The following is a 22,094-nucleotide window of genomic DNA, read 5'->3' as shown; positions in this document are numbered from 1 at the left end:
ATCCCGCCACCGAAGTGACGGGATATTCACGCTTTAAGGCTGTAGCCTTCACAGCATCCGAAGCGCACCGCTCAGGGTCACTTCAGAGGCGAAAGTCAATTACTCAGCGTCGTGGTCGGTCTCGAGGATCTTAACCAGCGAGTCAAGAGCCTCTTCAGCACCTTCGCCCTCAGCGCGCAGGACAACAACGTCGCCGTGCTTTGCACCCAGGGACATCAGGGACAGAATCGATGCAGCGTCCATAGCCTCATCTGCGGGCTCACCCTTAGCAGCGATGGTCACCTCAACGGGGAGGTCGCCAGCTGCCTCAGCGAAGATAGCTGCCGGACGTGCGTGCAGGCCAACACGGCTTGCAATAGTGGCTTCGCGCTCTGCCATTATGTTTCTCCTTTGATCAAGGAACCAAAAATATATCAGTCCCTATTCTAAATGAACGGGGCGCTTCAGGACCCGCCCTTACTCTATAAATTGTACCGTTCAGCCGTACGCTAACAAGTACAAAAATGCCGGATGCAGAAATAAAACTCCGCACCCGGCATTTTCACGAACCCGAGCGCCGCCTAGCGCACCCTATCAAGGGGCGGCAGGCAACCCCGGAATCGTTTAAGGCTTAGAGGCCCAGCTCATCCAGAATCGGCAGAGCCTTGCGTGCGCTCTCCTTCGCCTCAGCAGAAGAAATCTGCTGCAGAGCGATAGCCGCAATCTGCTGTGCCTTCTCCTTGGTCACAGACTTCAGAACCGCAGCCACAGCGGGGATAGCGCCAGCGTTCATGGACAGGGTGTCAACACCCAGACCAATCAGAACAACAGCCAGAGCCGGGTCAGCCGCAGCCTCACCACAGACGCTCACGTACTTCTTCTTACCCGCGGTGACCGATGCACGCTGAGCACCCTCAACAGTCATCTTGATCATCTTCAGCACTGCAGGCTGCCAGGGGTTGTTCAGGTGCGCCAGGTCACCCAGCAGACGGTCAGCTGCCATGGTGTACTGGGTCAGGTCGTTGGTGCCGATGGACACGAAGTCGACCTCGCCCAGGATAGCCTCAGCGTTCATCACAGCTGCGGGGGTTTCAACCATCACACCGTGAACGGGCAGGCCGATCTCCTTGAGCATGTTCGCGAAGTTGCGTGCCTCGGAGGTGGTCGAAATCATCGGAGCCATAACCCAGATGTCCGCGTCGGAGTTCTCCGAAGCAGCCTTAATAGCCTCCAGCTGGCGGGTCAGAACGCCCGGAACGGTCCAGTCAGTACGGAAACCGCGAACACCCAGTGCGGGGTTCTCCTCGGGGTTCACGTTCAGGAACGGCAGGGGCTTGTCAGCGCCAGCGTCCAGGGTACGAACCACAATGTGCTTGCCGGGGAATGCGTCAAACACGGACTTGTAGGTCTTAGCCTGAGTCTCGATAGAAGGCTCAGAGTCGTGGCCCAGGAAGCCGAACTCGGTGCGCAACAGGCCAACACCCTCAGCCTTCAGGCTTGCAGCCTTCTCAGCGGACTTGCCGTCACCAACGTTTGCGTACAGCTCAACGCGGGTGCCGTCAGCCAGCACACCCTGACCGTCAAAGTCAGCGACAGGCTTACGGTTTGCGTACTTGATTGCTGCCTCACGGTCAGCGTCGGTGGGCTCGGTGTCAACGATGCCTTCGTTGGAGTCCACGTAGACGACGGTGCCGTCAGCAATCTCGGTCACGCCCTTAGCCGCCACAATAGCGGGCAGACCCAGACCGCGAGCCAGAATAGCGGTGTGTGCCTGGGGGCCACCGTCAGAGGTAATCAGAGCGATAACCTTCTCGGGGTCCAAGGTCGCGGTGTCAGCCGGTGCCAGGTCAATAGCGGCCAGGATGAACGGCTCATCAGAAACGGGGATGCCGGGAGCCTGCTGGTCGGTCAGCTCAGCAACAATGCGGGCACGCACGTCGTGGATGTCGGTGACGCGCTCAGCCATGTAGCCACCCAGGGCAGCCATCTGGTCTGCGAAGGAGGTTGCAGCCTCCCAGATAGCGCGCTCGGGAGCCATCTCCTGAGTCTCAACCAGCTTAATAGCGCTCTTGATGAGTGCACGGTCGGTAGCCATCTGAGAGGTAGACTTCAGAACAGCCTTGCCGTCACGGCTAGCGTGCTCTGCACGAGCGAGCAGGTCTTCCTTCACGCGGACCGAAGCGTCCTTGATGCGCTGCGCTGCAGCCTCAGCGGTCTCACCGCTCAGACGCAGACCGTCCTTGGGTTCCTCGATGGGCTTAGGCATCTGAAGAACGGGGCCAATAACGCGGCCGGCGTATACGCCGACGCCCTTGTAGGTAGTCATAAATTCATGTCCTATCTGTGGTTTGTCTACAGTGTAACGTGTTTTTTCACGCTCACGCCTGCAAACAGACGATCAAATGAAGGTGAGGTTATACGGCCTTTATGCGGATGCCTTAGAGCGGGCACCCAGGGACTTCAGCACCACGTACAGCAGCGCAGAAACAACGGTACCGGCAACAACAGCCGCCAGGAACATCAACGGGTTCTGCGCCAGACCAATAATCCAAATACCACCGTGCGGAGCCGGGGAAGCCACGTGCGCACCCATGGAGATTGCACCGGCAATAGCGCCACCAACAATGGTCGAAGGAATCACGCGAGCCGGGTCAGCCGAAGCGAAGGGAATAGCACCCTCAGAGATGAAGGATGCACCCAGCAGCCACGCAGCCTTACCGTTCTCACGCTCGTTCTCGTTGAACAGCTTGGGACGCAGGGTGGTTGCCAGAGCCATAGCCAGCGGCGGAACCATACCGGAAATAATGACGGCAGCCATGATTTCCTGGTTCACGGTCGCACCCGAGGACAGGCCAGCAGTTGCGAAGAGGTAAGCAGCCTTGTTGATGGGGCCACCCAGGTCAGAAGCCATCATGGCGCCCAGGATCAGACCCAGCAGCAGAGCGGAACCGCCAGACATGGAGGTCAGCCAATCCTGCAGGGTGGTCATAACCCAAGCCAGGGGCGCACCGAGCAGCAGGTACATTGCCAGGCCGGCAACCAGAGAAGTCACCAGCGGGGTGATGACCACGGGCATCATCGAGCCAAGCCAGCGGGGCAGCTTCAGGGTACCCAGAGCGTACGCAATCAGACCGGCGAGAATACCGCCAACAATACCGCCAAGGAAGCCCGCGTTTACCGCAAGAGCCACCGAACCGGCGATGAAGCCCGGAGCAATACCGGGACGCTGAGCCAAACCGTACGCAATGTACGCGGCAAGAGCCGGAACCATCAGGCTCAGACCGAAACCACCGATGGTCTGCAGAACAGCACCCAGGTACAGGGTCCAGTGCACGTCACCGAGATTGAACAGGGTTGCCGAGTCGAGAATCGCCTTGGTGTTCACATCGCCAAGGTTCGGCACCGTAATTGCCTCGAAAACGAAGCCCAGGGCGACCAGAATACCGCCGGCGGCAACGAACGGAATCATGTAGGAGATACCGGTCATCACAGCCTTGTAGATGCGCGAGCCCCAAGCGCCTTCGGTAGCGCCTGCGCTGTCCTCACCGCTGGATGCGGCAGCGGCAACGCGTGCACCGTTGGGGTTCTCAGCCTCAGCCAGAGCCTCCGCAATCATTTCCTTAGGCTCGTCAATACCGCGCTTGACGGGAGACTCGACAAAGGGCTTACCCACGAAGCGGTTACGCTCACGCACGTTCACGGACACCGCGAAAATCACGGCGTCTGCGGCGTCAATATCAGCCTGGGTCAGCTTCTCATTACCCGAGGAGCCCTGAGTCTCAACCTTCAGGTCGTAGCCGAGCTCTTCAGCAGCGTACTTGAGGGCGTCCGCAGCCATGTAGGTGTGAGCGATACCGGTGGGGCACGCGGTCACAGCAACAATCTTCTTCACCGGAGCCGAAGCGGCGGGTGCTTCCTTCTCAGCAGCAGCCGGGGTAGTAGCCGGAGCAGCAGCGGCAGCCTCGGCGGGCTTAGCCTCTGCCTTCTTCTCACCCACGCCGAGCGCACCGTTGACCAGTTCAACAATCTCTTCAGCCGAGGAGGCTTCGCGCAAGGATGCGGTGAAGCTCTTCTTCATCAGGGAACGTGCCAGAGTGGAGAGCAACTTCAGGTGAGCCTGGTCAGCGCCATCCGGTGCAGCAATGAAGAAAATCAGGTCGGCGGGGCCGTCCTTAGCGCCGAAGGAAACTGCCGGGTTGGGGCGTGCCATCGCCAGGGTCGGCTCGGTGACAGCAGCGCTACGGCAGTGAGGAATCGCAATACCGCCGGGGATACCGGTGTCGGTCTTGGATTCACGTGCCTCGGCAGCCGCGTAGAGCTGCTCGAAGTCGGTAGCGCGTCCGGCATTTACGACTGCCTGGGCGAGCTTGGCAATTACGTCGAATCGGGTCTCGCCGAGGTTCTCGTCCAGCAGGACGAGATCTGCGGTGATCAGATCAGACATATTCCCTCCTCGGGTATGTGTTGGGGCGGGAAGAGGCTTGGCGGGGTGCCAAGTTTCTCCCCTGTATGAGTTCAAGGTGTGTGCAGTGTGTGTTGTGTTCGTATGTACGTGTGGCTGTTTGGCTAGCACCCCAGCTTATATTCCCTTCTGAGAATAAAATCTGGAGGTGCGAAAACAGTCCGAATTAGAGCTGTAGCTGACGAACAGTGACCTTCTCAGGAGTGGTCTGCTCCAGCGAAGGCATACGGGTACCGGGCAGAGCAGCAGCAGCCGAACCGTGAGCTACCGCCTGAACTAGGCAACCGGGGGCATCCTCACCACGAGTGTGAGCAATCAAGAAACCGGACAGCGAGGAGTCACCGGCACCCACAGTGCTACGAACCTGAATCGGCTCGTGCACAGCGTGCCAGATACCCTGCTCAGTGACCAGCACGGCACCGCCGCCACCGAGGGTGGCAAGCACATATTCAATGCCGTCGCCGAGCAGCTTCTGGGCGGTACGGGCGGTCAGCTCGGGGCTGGCCTCCAGCTCCTCCCAGTTGTCGCTACCGGTCAGCTGAGCCAGCTCCTCCGAGTTGGGCTTAATCAGGGTGGGCTTATGCTCACCGGCGACGGTCGCAATCAGCGGCGCCTCAGAGGTATCGATAGCGATTTTGCCGTCGTAGCCGGAGGCGCGCAGTGCCGCCACCAGCTCGGAGTAGTAGGTCGGCTCCAGACCCGGAGGCAGGGAACCAGCCAGAACCACCCAGTCGGCACCCTTGGAACGCTCAACCACCAGCTCGTCCAGCTTCTGACGCAGTTCAGCGTCAAAAACGGTGCCGGGGGCATTCAGCTTGGTGGTGGTGCCGTCCGGGTCAACCACGGTGATGTTCGAGCGAATCGGCTCACCGGTGGGCAGGTTAGCGAACTCGACATCCACAGCCTGCAGTGCGGTCAGCACCGGGTCGGTGGCCTCACCGGGCACAATGGCGAGGGTCGGCACACCGGAAACCTGCAGGGCGCGCGAAATATTCACGCCCTTGCCACCGGGATCCTGTACGGCGCCGACAGCACGCTGCACGGCACCGTGGGCCAGGGGCGCGCCGAGTTCAATGGTGCGGTCCAGGCTGGGGTTTGCAGTCAGAGTAATAATCATTAGGCAATCACAATCTCAACGTTTGCGGCCTCAAGTGCCTGACGGAGGGCACCTTCGGGCTCACGATCGGTAATGAGGGTGTCAATATCCTCAAATCCAGCGAAGCGGACCAGAGATTCCTGACCGAACTTCGCGGAGTCACAAAGCAAGACCACGCGGCGGGCTGCCTTGCAAATTGCGGTCTTGACGATAGCTTCGTTCATGCCGGGGGTGGAGATGCCGAAGTGGGCTTCAATGCCGTTGGCACCGATGAAAGCAATATCGGGGCGCATGGTACCGAAGTGCTCTGCGGCGCGTGCACCAACAGCAGCCCAGGTCATCTTGCGCAGCTGGCCGCCAACCAGTTCAAGGGTGACACCCTCGGCTTCGGCGAGCTTGACTGCAATGTGCAGTGCGTGGGTGATGATGATGCGGTCGTTGCCGGTCTTGAGGCTGAAGTTCTCGGCGCCGATGTGGTCGGCGAGAATCTCGATGGTGGAGCCTGCGTCCAGGACGATGGAGCCTGCCTCGGAGTCGCGCAGCATCTGGTATGCCTTGGTGGCGATACGGCGCTTCTCGGGGGTGTTCATGCCCTGTCGGGAGGAGATGGAGGACTCCAGGGAGGTGGACTGCTCAATGGTGACAGCACCACCGTGAACACGGCGGAGCTTACCTGCCTCTTCCAGTGCGGCGAGGTCACGACGCACGGTCTCCATGGTCACATCGTAACGACGTGCAAGGTCAGCGCCGTTGACACGACGTGCGGAGGCAACAAGCTTTGCAATTTCGGCACGGCGTTCTTCTGCGAACATAACTCTGGTGTTCCTTTGGGCTAGTGGGAGAAAATCTGTGCGTTCTTTTCTGCGTTCTGCTCGGCTTTTATGGCCATGAGAGACATGGCTTCAATGAGCCAGCAAAACACTTGAGGGTAATACTTGATTTTATGTGGGTTTTTGTGGGCAAGTCAATATAAAACGCTGTATTTGCCGGAATATTACCCGAATGTTCCCTACCGAAACCACACCTATTTGCGAGCTGTTGCCTGTTTATGTCTGTTTGACCTAATGAACTGTTGGGTTTTCCCGCTCCCTCACCATTCCCACAGTGTCCAACACCTACACGGCGCCCTCACAGGGCAAAAAGTGGAGGCGCCGGCTCCGAAAATCCTCGAAACCAGCGCCTCCACCAGCAGAACATATGCAATTAATGCGCGCTTATTTGGGTGCTCGTTTACTTGCCCTTGCGTTCGCGACGCACGCGACGCCAACGATGCACACCCAAGGCACCCGCCGCGCCCAGCAGAGCACCCGAACCGTTCATCAGCACATCCACCGGGTCGCCGGTGCGATCAGGCATGAAACTCTGAATCATCTCAATGCAGGCGCTGACCAAAAATCCCGAGTACAGCACGTGCGGGCGAGCCTTCGGCTTGAGCAGCAGGGCGAAAAGAAAACCGCCCGGAATGAACATGATGACGTTCGAAAGCTGCTCGATGCTCGAATAGGTGATGAACGCAGGCAGCCAGCCCTCGGCGTGGCCGGTATCCAGCAGCTGCGCCAGGCGGCCGCCCATCTCGTTATCGTCCACGTGCACGGGGGCGAACACGATACTCGCCACCGTCGCACAGTACAGCGCCGTGACGGGCCAGAGAATCAGCCGCCACACGCGAGCGCCGGAGTGACCGCTACCGGGTTGTCCTTTACCAAACTGTGCTTTACCAAACAAGGCGACCCGCCTCGTCGAACTGCTTGGTCGAGTCCCACGCGAACAGGCCCGGCACGTCAATCGTGAGCGGTTCGGCGTTCGGCACGGTCACGGTCCACTCTTCACCGGCTGCTGCGGAGAGAGCGCGGCGGATAAAGCTGCCGTGGCTGACGGCAATAATCTTCTGATCGCCCGAGGCTTCAGAGAGTTCACGCACGATATTGCGCAGGGTACGCACCGCACGAATGTACACGTCACGCTCGGATTCCACGTTCGGGTAGTAGCGTTCCGGGGCGCGGCGTTCGGGGGCGGGAATGTCCAGGCCCTCACCGGCACCGTAGGCGCGTTCCACCAGCTCGGGGTAGGTCTTGTGCACCTGCAGGTCGAAGTGCTCACCGACCAGCTGCGCCGTCTCGTGGGCGCGGGACAGCGGCGAGGACACCAGCACGGTGAATTCCAGACCCATGTCGGCAAGCTTCTTGCCGGTGGTGCGTGCCTGCTCGCGGCCGGTGTCATTGAGCGGAATGTCGGTGATGCCCTGCATCAGGTTCGCCTTATTCCAGTCGGTCTGGCCGTGACGGATCAGGGTGAGGGTCGTATTCTCGGCACCCGCCGGGACCTCTTCGGGGCCCAGCTCGGGCTCCAGGTGCTGTACGAGCAGACGGTCGATTGCGTCGTCCAGATACTGCAGGGGCACCTCGGTCAGGGAGGCGTTCACCGGAATCGGGTAGATGCCGTCCTCGTTGAGCAGTTCGGGGTGGCGCTCAGCGACCAAGGCGGTCACGACCATGGCAATCAGCATGCCGTGCGCGGCGACCACAACGGTCTGGCCCTCATATTCGCGGCGGACGCGGTTCAGCGCCGCGAGGGAGCGGGCGAGGAAGTCCTTCTTCGGTTCCACGTTGAAAGCATTATTGGACTGGCGGGAGGCGAGAATCAGCTCGGGGGTAGCGATCTGGCCCTCCAGGTCGCCAAAGGAACGTTCCTGGAAGCCGTCAACGGCACCGCGGTAGGGTACGCCCAGGCCTTCAGCTACGATTTCGGCGCTTTCTACGGCGCGGGAGAGGGGCGAGGAGACGATAGCATCCACGGTGGTGCCCTCAGTTGCCGCCTGCTGCAGGGCACCGATAGCGGTGCGGACCTGCTCCCTGCCAGTGTCGTTGAGGGGGATGTCGGTGCCGCCTTGGAAGCGGTGGTCAATGTTCCAGTCGGTCTGGCCGTGGCGTAGGAAGATGATGCGGGTTCCTGCCTCGGGGTCGGGTACCGGAGTGATGATGGGGGTGTTCTGTGCGTCGGTCATCCTTCTAGTATGGCATTGCCCCCGCGCAGTTCAAGGGGGCAAGAGGCGTATTCTCTCATGAAGCGCACTCATACCGCGGTATGAGCTGCGGGGTGGTTGAGCGCCCGGTCGGGCGAATTTTTTCAGGGTTTTCCCATATTTTTCAGCCCCCAGACGGAGGGGTGAGCCACCAAGAAGCTGAGATGATAGAAGAGTACTTCCGTTAGTTCATACCCAATGAAGGTTGTCATGACGCAGAATCCTCAATCCCAGAACCCGCAGTTCCAGGCTCAGAACCCGTATTCAATGACCCCTCCGCAGGCGGCGCAGCCTGCCGGTCAGTATTCCGCTCAGCCCGGTCAGCCCGGCCAGCAGGGCTACTATCAGGGTCAGCCGCAGGGCTACCCGGCGCAGGCACCTCAGCAGATGCAGCAGGCGCCCTTCGCGCGCGGCGCGATTATTTCTGCCCGTAACCTGCACAAGTCGTACGGCAATAACCCGGTGCTGCGTAACGTGAGCCTGGATATTTTCCCCGGCGAGTCCGTGGCGATTATGGGTCCTTCCGGTTCCGGTAAGACCACCCTGTTGCATGCGCTCTCGGGCATTATCAAGCTCGATGCCGGTTCTGTGCTGTTCAATGGCCCGACCGGTCAGGTGGCGGTGGAGTCCCTCAGCGAGCGTGAGCGCACCTCCCTGCGCGCTAACTCGTTTGGTTTCGTGTTCCAGCAGGGTCTGCTGGTTCCCGAGCTGACCGCGGAGGAGAACGTCTCCCTCGCAGCGATGATTGCCGGTGTTCCCCGCCAGCAGGCGCGTTCCATTTCGGCTGATCTGCTGAACCGTTTGGGTTTGGGGCAGATGTTGGACCGCCGTATGGGTGAGATGTCCGGTGGTCAGGCTCAGCGTGTGGCGATTGCCCGTTCCCAGGTGAACGGTGCCCCCGTGACTTTCGCGGATGAGCCGACCGGCGCGCTGGATTCGAAGACCGCGCGTGAGGTGATGGCTCTGCTGCTGACCATGATTCCGCAGCAGGGTAAGACTCTGCTGGTGGTGACTCACGACCCGAACGTGGCGGCGGCATGCTCCCGCGTGGTGTACCTGCAGGACGGCCAGATTGTGAGCGATCAGCGCAATAACCAGGGCGGTGTTCCCGCTTCCCAGAACCATGCTCAGAGCTTCGGCGCTCAGTCTCAGGCAGGTGCATAATGCAAATCTATGCTCTACTCGCCAAGCGAACCCTATGGAGTTCGCAGGCGATTCTTCCCGTGCTGGCTTTTGCCGCCTCCTCGGCACTGTTTTTGACGGTTGCCGGTGGTGTTCAGGCGCTGAGTACGTGGCTTGAGCACGCCAACGTTGACCACGAAATGATCAACCTGATGGGCATTCAGAAGCTCTACATGGGTCTGGCGTGGGTTGCCGCTCTGGTGCTGATTGTTCCCCTCTTTACCCTGGGCGCTTCGGCTGCTCGTTTGAGTGCCCGCCGCCGTGATGAGCGTCTGGCGTCCCTGCGTCTGATTGGTGCCTCCACGACCCTGATTGTGGGTCTGTCGGTGGCGGACGCGCTGGTGTACTCTCTTGTGGGTTTCATCATCGGTCTGCTGCTTTACCTGGTGCTGATTTTCCCGTTCGGCGCCCTGCACTTCATGAACGTTCCGCTGGGTGCTGAGAATATGCTCCTGCCGGTGAGCGTGATTTTCTACTGCTTCCTGGGCTGTATGGTTCTGGCGGCCCTCAGCTCCCTCTTCGGTCTGGCGAAGGTCAGCATCAGCCCGCTGGGTGTGCGTACCCGCGCGAAGGCTGGTTCCGCCGGTTACATTGCTCTGGGTATCGGTGTTGTTCTGGTCATTGCCGTGATGATTCTGGCTTCGACCTCGAAGGGTTTTAGCATGTTCTCACCCTTCCAGGACGGCGGTGCCGATAGCGCCATGAAGAACCTAGCGATTTTCATTGCTCTGCCGGGTCTGCTGATGATGGTTGCTATCGACCTGATCGGTACTTTCCTGGTGTGGGCGTACGCAAAGATTCGTGTGCGTATGACCCAGAAGGCATCGGTTCTGCTCGGTTACCGTGCGGTGCTGGAGTCCCCGCGCGGGGCGTGGCGTCAGGTTTCGGGTGTGGCACTGTCGACCTTCTTGGTGACCTTCTTCGGCCCCATCCTGATTCTGGCGGGTGAGATGAACAAAACGGCGAAGGAGGTAGGCCCCGCCGCCGGCCCCTTCATGACCATCATGTCGGACATGTTCCAGGGCATGCTGCTCATGCTGTTCTTCTCGTACCTGCTGGTCACTCTCTCCGCAGTGTTGAACCAGAGTGCCGCCATTTACGAGCGTGGTTCCCTGTACTCTTCGCTGAATATGATGGGTACCCCCACGAGGATGTTGCAGGCTTCGCGCCTTACCGTGGTTTTCGGTCCGCTGGTGCTCATTAGCGTGGTTTCTGCGCTGCTGGGTCTGCCGCTGACGGCGTTGATTGCGGCGCAGGGTCTTTCCGGTGAGATTCTGACGAAGATGTTCGGTATGACCTTCGGCGCTATTGCGCTGGGTCTGGCACTGGTCTATGTGGGCCTGTTGGCGACCATTCCGTTTATGCGTCAGGTGACCCATAAGCCGGTGTCCGCTCTCTAAGCTGTTTTAGCTTCTGCCCTCCCGTTGCGTCCGTTCTGGATGCGGCGGGAGGGTTTCTTCATGTGGTTTTCCGTTCTGCGGGCGAGGCGCAACCCCGCATGTTTTCTCACGCACCGGGCCACCACTTCCATAGCCTAAAACCCTGTGAGAGACTGACATTATGTTTGAACACACCGTACCCTCCGATTGGTTCCCCCGCTGCGCAATCTTCGACTGCGACGGCATCCTCCTCGACTCCGAGACCGTCTGGAACGATGTGCAGCGTGAGCTTTTCGCCCGCTGGTCTGTTCCCTTCACCGAAGAGGTGGAGCATCGCCTCACCGGCCTGGCGGCAGCCGATGTCGCCGAGGAGCTTGCCCTGCTCTCCTACGAGGCGCAGAACGGTCGGAAGCCGGACACCGCCTCCGCAGAGTACGCCGAGCACCATGAACGCGTGATGAAGGATCTGCTCACCACCGAGCACGAGGTCATCAGCTCCGGCGTGGACCTGATTGAGGGTGCGCAGAAGTTCCTGGGCTTCCTGAGCGAGCACATGCCGGTTGCGGTGGCGTCGAACTCCACCGCGAACATTCTGACTCTGAAAATGGAAAGCTACGGTTACGCCCCGCTGGTGCGCACCTGGGTCAGCAGCAACGACGTTCCCACCGGCAAGCCCGCCCCGGACATGTACCTGGAGGCGGCACGTCGCCTCGGCTTTGAGGGCCACGAGGCGCTGGCGTTCGAGGACTCCCCCGCGGGCGCGCAGGCGGCACGTGACGCCGGTACAAAGGTCATGATTTACGTTCCGGAAGGCACCGACCCGGCAAAGGCACCGGCCGGTTTTGGGCGCTTCGATTCGTTCAATGACCCGCAGCTCTGGGAGGCGGCACGCACCTGGATCGCCAAGCTTGAGGCGGCACAGCAGTCTGAAGCAACGCAGGGCTAAGTAATTAGCACCCCCTCCCCCGGTATGAAGAAAGACCCCCGGCCCGCTCTTCAAGGAGCAGACCGGGGGTCTTCTATGTTTATCAGCTGCCTCTCTAGCACCCGCTCTTGTAGCCCTTTGACCTCATCAGCACTTTCGCGGAGTACTACTTTTCCCAAGTCTCACTAAACGGTACCAATACAAAACATCACGAGAACCTGAACATTGGCAGGTTCTCGTGATGCTAGGTGTTTTAGAACTCCAAGGATGCTTATTTCGGCTGTTGCTTATAGAAAACAAAAGCGTACAGGATACTCATAAGTAGAACTACAACCTGAGCCAAAGGGTCAAGCCAATACACTTGTAAAATTACCACAGCCAACATAAAAAATACGGATTTTATGAAGGATGCCGCAGGTTGTACGTAGTTCTTATTTGCACGATATGCAGAGTACACAACAAATCCACAAAGAATTAAAATACCGGCAACATTATAAAACATTACATCATGCGAAGATGTAAAATAATAGAAAGAATAACCTGCGAAACATAATTCAGGTATCGGTATGTATCTAGTGTCGACCAACTTAATCACCTCAGATATTTATTCAATTTTTGCTTTCAGCGGTGGTATACCCCGTTTCGTTTGAGTTTGTAGAAAAGCTACCTAAAGTAGGTGAAACAGATGAGACGCTCTGTGGAGCAGTGGATTCTGCGTGAGCAGGATAGCTCACCACCCCAGATATACCTATCGCCACAGTCGCAGAAATACAACTTACGATTGACTTACTAAAATTTTTCATTGCCTGTCCTTCTCTAGCTGTTGATGATATCTCTAGCTTGATGTGAACCGGAACACTTTTATGATATCAATTAGCAAAATGGGAGTCAAGATTATTTTAGTAACGATTCAATAATAATTTGCACCACTACAAACTATAGTATTTAGCTGCTAAAGCTCCCAGCCTGTTCTCTCTCCTCAGCAAACTTGCATCCTAAGTCGTCTTAATGCGCTTCAGATGCTCCTCTGCCTTAAACATTTCTAGGTTCTTATCGCAGATACAGCGGTAAACAGTCTTCACTTCCCCTGCTGCTTTCACCCACCTCTCTTCTTCTTTCCTACGTGCGTATGCTTTTTTCGCTGGTGCGCACCTGGATCGCCAAACTTGAGGCGGCACAGCAGTCGGAGGCGGCGCAGGGCTAAGCTGCACCCGCCGCCCTCGTAGCAGCATCAAGAAAGACCCGGTACGAGGAAAGACCCCCGGCCCGCTCCTCAAGGAGCAGACCGGAGGTCTTCTATGCTGTATCAGCCGTACCTACAGTACCTACAAGGCCTACAAGGGGCACGAGCTTATCGGCGCATAACCTTCTTCGCCAGGAAGTTACCGATGAACTGAACCAGCTGAACCAGGACGATAATAATCGCCACAACAGCCCAGGTGATCTCATCGTTGAAGCGCTGGTAGCCGTCCACAATCGCGATCTTACCCAGACCGCCAGCACCCACGTAACCGGCCATAGCGGACATATCCACCACGCCAATGACGAGGAAGGTGTAACCGAGGATCAGCGGGCCAAGCGCCTCCGGAATCATCACGGTGAACAGGATGGTCAGCTTCGAAGCGCCCATCGCACGCGCCGCCTCAATCACGCCCGGGTCAATGGAGACCATGTTCTGCTCCACGATACGGGCAATAGCGAATGCAGCACCGAAGCTCATCGCGAAGACCGCCGCATTCACGCCCAGGCGGGTACCCACCACGGCGCTCGTCAGCGGGCCCAGTGCCGCAATCAAAATAATGAACGGAATCGGGCGAATCACGTTCACCAGAATGTTCAGGACCGTGTACACAAAGCGGTTCTGGAAGATGTTGCCCTCACGGGTGGTGTACAGCAGAGCACCCACAATCAGACCAACCAGACCGGCGCACACCATGGTGATAGACACCATGTAGAACGTATCGCCGATAGCCGGGAGCAGCTTCTCGGGCAGGAACTCGGACCAGTCCGTCTTAGACGCAGCCAGCGGAAGAGTAGTAGCAAACATTTAGCGCACCTCCTGCACGCGGGCAACGGTCTTCAGTTCAGCAACGGCGGCATCAATGCTGGTGATTTCGCCGAGGAGTTCCAGGGTGAGGGTACCGTACGCCTTACCCTGCAGAGTCTCAATACCGCCACCCACAATGTTGAAGCGGACGTTACGGGCACCCAGGTAGGACAGCACCTTACCGAGCTCCTGGTTACCCTCCACGATTTCAACGTTGATGAGGTAACCCTTGTGGTTTGCGCGCAGCTCAGCCGCTTCCTTGCCGGTGGGGGCGAGCTTGACGGTGGTCGCAACAAACAGCTTTGCCACGTCGGTCTGCGGGTTGGAGAAGACATCGTAGACGTTACCCTGCTCCACCACGCGGCCAGACTCCATCACTGCCACACGGTCAGCGATAGCGGAGACCACGTCCATCTCGTGGGTAATGACCACAACGGTCACACCCAGTTCACGGTTGACCTTCTTCAGCAGTGCAAGCACTTCATGGGTGGTTTCAGGATCCAGCGCGCTGGTCGACTCATCAGCCAGTAGCAGAGCCGGGTTAGTGGCGAGCGCACGCGCAATGCCCACACGCTGCTTCTGACCGCCAGAGAGCTGGTTCGGGTAGTGATCTGCACGGTCGGCAAGACCCACGAACTCGAGCATTTCCAGGGCGCGAGCGCGGCGGTCCTTCTTAGACCAGCCAGCAATCTTCAGCGGGAACTCAACGTTACCGAGCACGGTGCGGGAGTTCATGAGGTTGAACTGCTGGAAGATCATGCCGATGTTGGTGCGTGCTTCACGCAGTTCGGAGTCACGCTTACCGGAAATCTCAAAACCGCCAACGGTCAGGGTGCCGCTGGTGGTGGTTTCCAGACCGTTAATGAGGCGGACGAGGGTGGACTTACCGGCGCCGGAGTAGCCGATAATTGCAAAGATTTCACCGCGGTTAATCGTAAGGGAGACGTTGTCGACAGCGGTTACTGCCTTGGTGCCGCTGCCGAAGACCTTGGAGACTCCGTCCAGAACCACCATGGGCTCGGTGCTGTCACCGAAGCTCTGTACCAGTTCACTCATAAATTTGTATCCGTTATATGTCGTGGTTGGGGCGTTAAAGGGCCTTAACGCCGGTACGCAAAGGACGGTAAGCCTGTCGTGACCCGCATCGGGTGCTTAGACTTACCGCCTTTGCGTATGCCTAGAGGAGGCGTGTATTCAGAAGATTACTTCTTAGCGCGCAGCTTGGCTTCTTCGTTAGCCAGGGACTGACGCAGTTCGTCGGTGCTCACGTTGACCTCAACAGCGGTGCCGCGGGTCTCTTCCTGGACAACGTCCATGACGGCCTTAGAGTGGAAGAGTTCGACAATCTTCTTGTAGGTCTCGTCGTCAGCCTTGTCCTTCTGAGCAACGAAGAGGTTCACGTACTTGATAGCGGAGGGGTCGGTCTTGGGGTCGTCCTGCGCCAGGGCGTCTGCGGGCTTCAGGCCTGCATCCTTGAGGAAGTCGTTGTTGACGACTGCGCCGTCAGCAGACTCCATGCCAACCACGGTCTGGGTTGCGTCAACGGGGGTGACCTTCACCTTGGAGTTAGCGGTGTCCACGTCGTCGATGGTGGGTGCGTCAACATCAGCGTTCTTGAAGGTAACCAGACCGTTGGTCTTCAGCAGCTTCAGCGCGCGTGCTTCGTTCACGGTGTCGTTCGGGATAACGATCTCGCCACCCTGGGGGATGTCAGCCAACTTGGAGTGCTTCTTGGAGAACAGAGCCATCGGGTAGATGACGGTCGGGCCGACAATCTGCAGGTCCTTGTTAGCGCTCACGTTGTAGTTGGACAGGTACGCGATGTGCTGGAAGCGGTTCATGTCGATGTCACCGGCGTCCAGTGCGGGGTTCGGCTCGGTGTAAGCGCTAAACTCCTTGAACTCAATGTCGATACCCTGCTTCTTAGCTTCTTCCTTCAGGGTCTTGTTGAACTTCTCAGAGCCAACCACACCGATGGTGACCTTCTTCGAGGTGGAGGAGTTCGAGGTGGAACCGCAAGCGGCCATGCTGAAAATCATGGGGACGACTGCAAGAGCAGCGGCAAACTTCTTCACGGCTATGAATCTTTCTGTTGAATGATGACGTGCTTCACCGGGTACGGGCATAGAGCGCCGACAAGCCGATGCGAATGATGATGGGACAATTACAGCACGCACAGGGGCGGCGGCGGAAGTTAAGGGTCAATCATGAGACACAGAACGTCAAGCTCGTCATATTTCGTCATATTTCGTCACACGATGATTATTTGCCAATTCCGCTCCCCCACCAGCCGTCCGTCTGCGTCAACGCAAAGCGCCGGCCCGGGCCTAAAACCCGAGTCGGCGCTTATCGTACCCGCCCGTTACGGGCGGGCGGCAAACCAACCGACGCTACTGCTCAAAATCGCCCGAGGCAATCAGCTGCTCCCGCACCTTACGGCGCAGCACCTTGCCGAGCATCGAACGCGGCAGGTCGTCCACGACCACGATGCGGCGCGGCACCTTATAGCGAGTCACCTTCGAGTAGCAGTGTTCGCGCAGGGTGTGCTCCTCCACCACCCGGCCGGGGGCGGGAACCACCGCGGCCACGACCATCTCGCCGCCGCCGGGCAGCGGAATACCGACCACCGCCGCATCCGCAACCGTATCGTGCTGCTTGAGGGCGACCTCCACCTCGGTCGGGGAGACATTGAAGCCGCCGGTGATAATGACCTCCTTGATGCGGTCCACAATCTGGATGAAGAAGTCCTCGTCCAGGCGCACAATATCACCCGTGCGCAACCAGCCGTCGGGGGTGATGGTCTTCGCGGTCTCGTCTTCACGCTTCCAATAACCCATGAAGCGCTGGGGACCGCTGACCCACAGCTCACCCTCCTCGCCGAGAGGCACATCCGCACCCGTCTCCGGATCCACCACGCGAATATCAGTCGAGGGGAAGGGCACACCGATTGAGCCGGCGCGGCGGGTGTCGTTCAGCGGGTTGCAGGAGACCAGCGGGGCACACTCGGTCAGGCCGTAGCCCTCCACCATGAAACCGCCGGAGGCTTCCTCCCACTCGGCCACCAGTTCGGGCGGCAGGTTCATCGCGCCCGACACCGCGTAGCGGATACCCTCCAGGGACACGCCGCGCTTCTTCGCCTCATCCATCAGGCGGCGGTACACCGGCGGAACCGCAGGAAGAATCGTCGGACGGGTCTTCTTCATCGCCTTCAAAATCAGGTCCATGTCCACGGTCGGGAACAGCACCAGGCGGGCACGGCACAGCGCCGCAATCGTCACGCCCAGGGTCATGCCGTACGCGTGGAAGAGCGGCAGGACCGAGTAAATCACCTCGTCATCGCCCGGGTTAATCCATGCCTCACCCATGCGGCCGTTAGACTCCAGGTTGCGGTGCGTGAGCATCACGCCCTTCGGCAGGCCGGTCGTACCCGAGGTGTACTGCAGCAGCGCAATATCGTGCGCGGTCGGGCGGCGATGCGACGGGTCAATACGCTCGCTCTTCACCAGCTGAGCCCACGACACCGTACCCGGCGCAGGACCGGTCAGCTTCTCACGCGAAGCACGCGCGCTCTTCAACGGCAGCTTCAGCGCGGTACGCATCAGCGCGGGCATCGCCGAAATCATGTTCACCGAATAAATATGGTTCGGGCGGATATCCGCCGGAAGACCCGTAATATGCGAGGCAATCTTATCCCACACAATCGCGACCTTCGCGCCGTGGTCCTCAAACATGTGGCGCAACTCCGCGCCCGTGTATAGAGGGTTATGCTCCACCACAATCGCGCCCAGGCGCAGAATCGCGTAAAACGCCGCAATATGCTGAGGGCAGTTCGGCAAAATCAGCGCCACACGGTCACCCGGCTGCACGCCCGCCACACGCAGACCCTCCGCCGCACGCTCAATCTGATCGCCCAACTCAGCGTAGGTCGTAGTCGCGCCAAAGAACTCCAGCGCCACCTTGTGGGGTACGGTGCGAACCGCCTCGTCAATGAGGTGGCTCAGCGAGGTTTCGGGCAGCTCAATATCGCGGGCGGTCCACGAAGAATAATTCTTCAACCAGGGGCGATGCGCCAACGGATGCGCGCCAGCAGATGCGCCAGCGGGGGATGCAGGTGCCGCCGCATCCTGCAGGTTCGTGTTCTTCTGAGCCTCAGTCATGCATTGATTGTGCCTTCCCACGCCCTCACGCTTCAACTCAGCGGCGCGTCTTTCCACGTTGAAAATCACGCCGCACGCCCACCCCGGATACCGCAATAAACACCGAAACACTCAGGTAAATCCAAGCAACTCTGGGATACTTAAAGCATGAGTAAACGACAGCAAGACATCACTGACGAGCAGTTCAAGAAGCTCCTCCGCGAAATTTCCAAACGATTCGCTATCGCCGGCGGAGTCGTCATCCTGTTCGGAATGGCCATCATCGCACTTGCTTACCTTCTGGGAGGAGCCCACTAATGCACATCCCGCAGCGCCCCACCGGCGAGACCTTCAACCGCATGACCAACGGTTCCGTCTACATGCCCGACGCCGAATGCGCCGCACAGTTCAAGCGCATCTACGCTGCAACCGTCCTCGCCGAAGAACACTACGCACGCGGCGAGCAGGCGCAGGCAATGCACGTCTACCGTGAACACCTCGGCCACCTGGGCGAACACGCCCACATCCGCCCCGGCGCACGCTTCGACTACGGCGTGAACACCTACATCGGTAACGGCTCCTTCTTCAACTTCGGCACCGTCTTCCTGGACGTCTGCCCGATCCGCATCGGCTCCACCGTACTGGTTGGCAGCAACGTACAGTTCATGACCCCCACCCACCCGCTCCACCCCGGCGACCGCGCCGACTACTGGGAAGCAGGCGCACCCATCACCGTTGAAGACAACGTCTGGATCGGTAGCGGAGCTATCATCCTGGGCGGCGTGACCATCGGCAAGAACTCCGTCATCGGCGCAGGCACCGTCGTCACCAAGGACGTCCCCGCTAACTCCCTCGTGGTGGGCAACCCCGGCCGCGTCATTCGTACCCTGGGCGAGAACGAGCGCCCCGCGCACCCGCACACCTTCTCCGCAGAAGCTATGGAAGAAGCACGCGCCTTCTACGCTGACCGCGCGCTCTAAGGCAACCCGCACACCACGACCCCAGGATTAGATCCAAAGGACTTAATGAACGCACAGAACAACACCCCGCAGCAGCGTCCGGCTGCCGCAGCGTCCTCCCCCACCGAAAGTGACCTGTGGGAGGCGGCATTCTCCTCCGACGACCCCACCGTGGTCCTGACCGATGAGGAGCTGAACGCGGCACGCCGCGCCCACGAAAAGGCGCGCGAGTCGAGCTCTTCGGCGCAGTCCTCCGCACAGTCCTCGCAGGATGCGACCCGCCCCCTCACCCAGGCGGCTACCGCAACCCAGCCGATCCTCTCCCCCAGCGCCACTTCTCAAGGCGCAGAATCCGGCGCTCACTTCGGCGAACCCGGAGATGACAACCTCAGCTGGCTCGACAAGCCTGCAGCCCCCAGCACGGACAACGTACGCGGCGGTGGCGCCCCCACTACCGCACCTGCCACCGCTGCAAGCTACGAGGTGCCCGCACCCGGCAACGCCCATGCGGCATCGAACGCCCCGCAGGCTGCCCCCGCGGCAGATGACCACTTCGTCATCCCCACCCCCGCAGGTGATGCCGGTGCGGCTGGTTCGGAACCCATCCTCACCGCCGCAACCGCACTGTCCATGCAGAAGAGCCGCTACTCCCGCATGCACCTGTTGCCCGGTCTGCTCGGCTGGCTGATTACCATCTCCCTCATGGACGGTGGCCTGTGGGCTATCCAGTCGTGGCTGACCCTGACCGGTCAGAGCGAGTCCATCGACTACGCCACGGTGGTCTCCCGTCTGTTCAGCGGCGCATCGAACGCTGTGCCGGTCGCGGTGGCGTTGGGTGTGCTCATCTTCTTCGCCTACCTGGTGGGCGGTTACGCGGCGGGACGCATGGCACGATTCGCCGGTGCGAAGCAGGGCATTGCCGTATGGCTCTGGCAGATTATGGTGCTCATCATCGGGTCCCTGGCGACCTTCCTCGCGCCTCAGCTGTTCCAGAACAGTGTCGCGCACCTGTCCCTGCAGAAGCTGATGGGGGGCGACTTCGCGAACGGCCTGCTGGCGGTTCTGCTGGTTCTGGCGTTGAGCTTCCTCGGCGCTATCCTCGGCGGTCTGTGCGGACGCCTGTACCACCGCCGAGTGGACAAGTACCCGAGTGACCAGGTGGCACGCGAGGACGCCTAGGCTTCTGGACGCCTAGGCTTCTCAGCGCCCGCGCCTCGTTGCGATAGGAATAAACCGTACAGAAAACCTCCGGTACCTTACGAAAGGTACCGGAGGTTTTCTGCATCTAAATATCTGTATCCTCAACAGCCTCAGCTACCCAGCAATACGACGCTGACTAGCTAAAACATGCCGCCTAGTGATCCAGCAGCAAGGCAGGCTCCTCAAGAATCGCAGCCACATCAGCCATAAAACGAGCCGACAGGTCGCCATCCACCACACGGTGGTCGAACGAGCCACCCAGGGTCGTCACCCAGCGAGGAATAACCTCACCATCAACAACCCACGGCTTCTGCTTGATCGTACCGAAGGCAACGATTGCCACCTCACCGGGATTAATAATCGGGGTACCCGTATCAATGCCCAGCGAACCAATATTCGTAATGGTCAGGGTACCGTTCGCCATCTCAGCGGGCTGAGTCTTACCCTCACGGGCGCGAGTAGTCAGGTTGTTCAGCGCAACCGCCAGCTCACGCAGGGACAGCTCCTGAGCGTCCTTAATGTTCGGGACCATCAGGCCGCGCGGGGTTGCCGCAGCAATACCCAGGTTCACGAAGTGCTTAATCTGGATTTCGCTATCGGTCCAGGTCGCATTGACCTGCGGGTTACGCTCAGCAGCCCAAATGACCGCGGCAGCAAGCACCAGCAGCGGGGTAACCTTCACGCCCTCAAAGTGGCGAGACTTCTTCAAACGCTTCACGAACTCCATGGTGCGGGAGGCATCAACATCCACGAAGATGGACACGTGCGGGGCGCTAAATGCCGAAGCTACCATTGCCTTCGCGGTCGCCTTACGCACACCACGCACCGGGATGCGCTCAATGCGGTCACCGGGGGTGGTTGCGGGCTGCCAGAAGGGCTGGCCGGCGCCGCTATGCTGCACATCGCTCAGATGCGCCACATAGTTCATGAGGTCCTGCTTGGTCACCTGGCCGCGCGCACCGGTAGCGGTCACGTTCGCCAGATCAACACCCAGCTCCTTTGCGGCAAGACGCACCGGAGGCGGCGCGAGGGTCGGGCGGTGCGGAACCTGCTCGGGAGCCAAAGTCGGTGCGGGAGCTGCTGCGGGCTCGGGCGCCAGACGCTGCACCACCGAGTTCAGCGGGGTGTTCTCCACAAAACGGGAGGCGCGCTCAGCCAGCTCGCTCAGCAGGCCCTGGTTGCGGTTCGCAGAGTCGGCGGGGGTGTGCGCCACGGGTGCCTGAACAGCCGGTGCGACCGGTGCCGCAGCAGCCTGTGCGGGCTGGGATGCGGAGGCGGGGCGCTTGCGGGCGCGACGCTTCACAGCGTCCGCCTTGGGGCCGGAGCCGACCAGTGCGGTGCCGGACTCAGCCTCTGCCGCGGCGGGTGCCGCCGGGGTGGCGGGTGCGTTGTCGCCGCCGGAGATGCTGATGATCGGGGTGCCCACCTCAACGGTTTCGCCTTCGGCAACGAGCAGCGCCTCGACGGTGCCGGCGAAGGGCGAGGGAAGTTCCACAACGCTCTTCGCGGTTTCAATTTCGACGAGGACGTCGTTGATGGCGACCTCGGTGCCGACCGCTACCTTCCAGCTGAGGATTTCTGCTTCGGTCAGGCCTTCACCCACATCAGGGAGCGGGAAAATCTGGGACATTTTTACCTCTCACTAGGGTATATACCCTATATGGAATATTCTGTGCGGGTTCGCAACCCGCCATAGCGCAACACGCT

Annotated in this window: 18 protein-coding genes; 6 read left to right on the top strand and 12 right to left on the bottom strand. The window is 59.7% G+C overall.

Annotated elements, in window-relative coordinates:
• Positions 1 to 99: 99 nt before the first annotated feature.
• From LPB405_RS05655 to LPB405_RS05625, 7 genes are all read right to left on the bottom strand, one after another.
• Positions 100 to 378 carry an HPr family phosphocarrier protein gene (locus LPB405_RS05655; RefSeq protein WP_005504506.1) on the bottom strand — a complete coding sequence of 93 codons (279 nt, stop codon included), beginning with the start codon at positions 376 to 378 and terminating at the stop codon, positions 100 to 102.
• Positions 379 to 610: 232 nt separating this feature from the next.
• Positions 611 to 2,305 (bottom strand): phosphoenolpyruvate--protein phosphotransferase, encoded by a 1,695-nt coding sequence (gene ptsP / locus LPB405_RS05650; RefSeq protein ID WP_012902843.1) that lies wholly within the window; start codon positions 2,303 to 2,305, stop codon positions 611 to 613.
• Between the two features lie 99 nt (positions 2,306 to 2,404).
• Positions 2,405 to 4,423, bottom strand: a complete 2,019-nt coding sequence (locus tag LPB405_RS05645; RefSeq protein ID WP_219100562.1) for a PTS fructose transporter subunit IIABC — start codon at positions 4,421 to 4,423, stop codon at positions 2,405 to 2,407.
• Between the two features lie 184 nt (positions 4,424 to 4,607).
• Entirely contained in the window at positions 4,608 to 5,558 is a 951-nt protein-coding gene (locus LPB405_RS05640) for a 1-phosphofructokinase family hexose kinase (RefSeq protein ID WP_219100560.1), read from the bottom strand.
• Positions 5,558 to 6,349 (bottom strand): DeoR/GlpR family DNA-binding transcription regulator, encoded by a 792-nt coding sequence (locus LPB405_RS05635; protein ID WP_049357323.1) that lies wholly within the window; start codon positions 6,347 to 6,349, stop codon positions 5,558 to 5,560. Before LPB405_RS05635 ends, LPB405_RS05640 begins: the two co-directional genes overlap by 1 nt.
• A 418-nt stretch (positions 6,350 to 6,767) precedes the next feature.
• Positions 6,768 to 7,262, bottom strand: a complete 495-nt coding sequence (locus LPB405_RS05630; protein WP_257604866.1) for a VanZ family protein — start codon at positions 7,260 to 7,262, stop codon at positions 6,768 to 6,770.
• Positions 7,252 to 8,541, bottom strand: a complete 1,290-nt coding sequence (locus LPB405_RS05625; protein ID WP_219100558.1) for a histidine phosphatase family protein — start codon at positions 8,539 to 8,541, stop codon at positions 7,252 to 7,254. The genes LPB405_RS05630 and LPB405_RS05625 overlap by 11 nt, the downstream gene beginning before the upstream one ends.
• A 228-nt stretch (positions 8,542 to 8,769) precedes the next feature.
• On the opposite strand from LPB405_RS05625, the gene LPB405_RS05620 reads away from it, so the two are divergent.
• The 3 genes from LPB405_RS05620 to LPB405_RS05610 all read left to right on the top strand — a co-directional run bounded on the left by LPB405_RS05620 (position 8,770) and on the right by LPB405_RS05610 (position 12,066).
• The gene (locus LPB405_RS05620) at positions 8,770 to 9,723 is read left to right on the top strand and encodes an ABC transporter ATP-binding protein (RefSeq protein WP_219100556.1); all 954 of its coding nucleotides are present in this window, start codon (positions 8,770 to 8,772) and stop codon (positions 9,721 to 9,723) included.
• Complete coding sequence (locus LPB405_RS05615; RefSeq protein WP_219100554.1) at positions 9,723 to 11,141, top strand: ABC transporter permease; 1,419 nt, start codon at positions 9,723 to 9,725, stop codon at positions 11,139 to 11,141. The genes LPB405_RS05620 and LPB405_RS05615 overlap by 1 nt, the downstream gene beginning before the upstream one ends.
• Before the next feature lie 160 nt (positions 11,142 to 11,301).
• Positions 11,302 to 12,066, top strand: a complete 765-nt coding sequence (locus LPB405_RS05610) for an HAD family hydrolase (protein ID WP_219100552.1) — start codon at positions 11,302 to 11,304, stop codon at positions 12,064 to 12,066.
• 1,330 nt (positions 12,067 to 13,396) lie between these two features.
• Here the strand turns inward: LPB405_RS05610 and LPB405_RS05605 are convergent.
• From LPB405_RS05605 to LPB405_RS05590, 4 genes are all read right to left on the bottom strand, one after another.
• Positions 13,397 to 14,092, bottom strand: a complete 696-nt coding sequence (locus LPB405_RS05605) for a methionine ABC transporter permease (RefSeq protein ID WP_219100550.1) — start codon at positions 14,090 to 14,092, stop codon at positions 13,397 to 13,399.
• Positions 14,093 to 15,148 (bottom strand): methionine ABC transporter ATP-binding protein, encoded by a 1,056-nt coding sequence (locus LPB405_RS05600; RefSeq protein WP_219100548.1) that lies wholly within the window; start codon positions 15,146 to 15,148, stop codon positions 14,093 to 14,095. It lies immediately after the preceding gene.
• A 146-nt stretch (positions 15,149 to 15,294) separates the two neighbouring features.
• A complete protein-coding gene (locus LPB405_RS05595; RefSeq protein WP_219100546.1) occupies positions 15,295 to 16,167 on the bottom strand; it encodes a MetQ/NlpA family ABC transporter substrate-binding protein in 873 nt (290 codons plus the stop codon).
• Positions 16,168 to 16,482: 315 nt separating this feature from the next.
• Positions 16,483 to 18,249 carry a long-chain-fatty-acid--CoA ligase gene (locus tag LPB405_RS05590; protein WP_219100544.1) on the bottom strand — a complete coding sequence of 589 codons (1,767 nt, stop codon included), beginning with the start codon at positions 18,247 to 18,249 and terminating at the stop codon, positions 16,483 to 16,485.
• A gap of 147 nt (positions 18,250 to 18,396) precedes the next feature.
• Here LPB405_RS05590 and LPB405_RS05585 point away from each other — a divergent pair, with 147 nt between their 5' ends.
• The 3 genes from LPB405_RS05585 to LPB405_RS05575 are packed head-to-tail and all read left to right on the top strand — an operon-like array spanning position 18,397 to position 20,366.
• Positions 18,397 to 18,546, top strand: coding sequence for a hypothetical protein (locus tag LPB405_RS05585; protein ID WP_005504480.1), 150 nt, complete (start codon positions 18,397 to 18,399; stop codon positions 18,544 to 18,546).
• The gene (locus LPB405_RS05580; protein ID WP_219100542.1) at positions 18,546 to 19,208 is read left to right on the top strand and encodes a sugar O-acetyltransferase; all 663 of its coding nucleotides are present in this window, start codon (positions 18,546 to 18,548) and stop codon (positions 19,206 to 19,208) included. Before LPB405_RS05585 ends, LPB405_RS05580 begins: the two co-directional genes overlap by 1 nt.
• A gap of 45 nt (positions 19,209 to 19,253) precedes the next feature.
• Positions 19,254 to 20,366 carry a hypothetical protein gene (locus LPB405_RS05575; RefSeq protein WP_219100540.1) on the top strand — a complete coding sequence of 371 codons (1,113 nt, stop codon included), beginning with the start codon at positions 19,254 to 19,256 and terminating at the stop codon, positions 20,364 to 20,366.
• 175 nt (positions 20,367 to 20,541) lie between these two features.
• Here LPB405_RS05575 and LPB405_RS05570 read toward each other — a convergent pair whose 3' ends face one another.
• Complete coding sequence (locus tag LPB405_RS05570) at positions 20,542 to 22,017, bottom strand: dihydrolipoamide acetyltransferase family protein (protein ID WP_219100538.1); 1,476 nt, start codon at positions 22,015 to 22,017, stop codon at positions 20,542 to 20,544.
• Between the last annotated feature and the right edge of the window lie 77 nt (positions 22,018 to 22,094).

This window comes from Rothia mucilaginosa (assembly GCF_019334805.1).
Taxonomy (GTDB): Bacteria; Actinomycetota; Actinomycetes; order Actinomycetales; family Micrococcaceae; genus Rothia; species Rothia mucilaginosa_C.
Note: the sequence above shows the minus strand (reverse complement) of the source record. Positions and strands in the feature narration are given on the sequence as shown.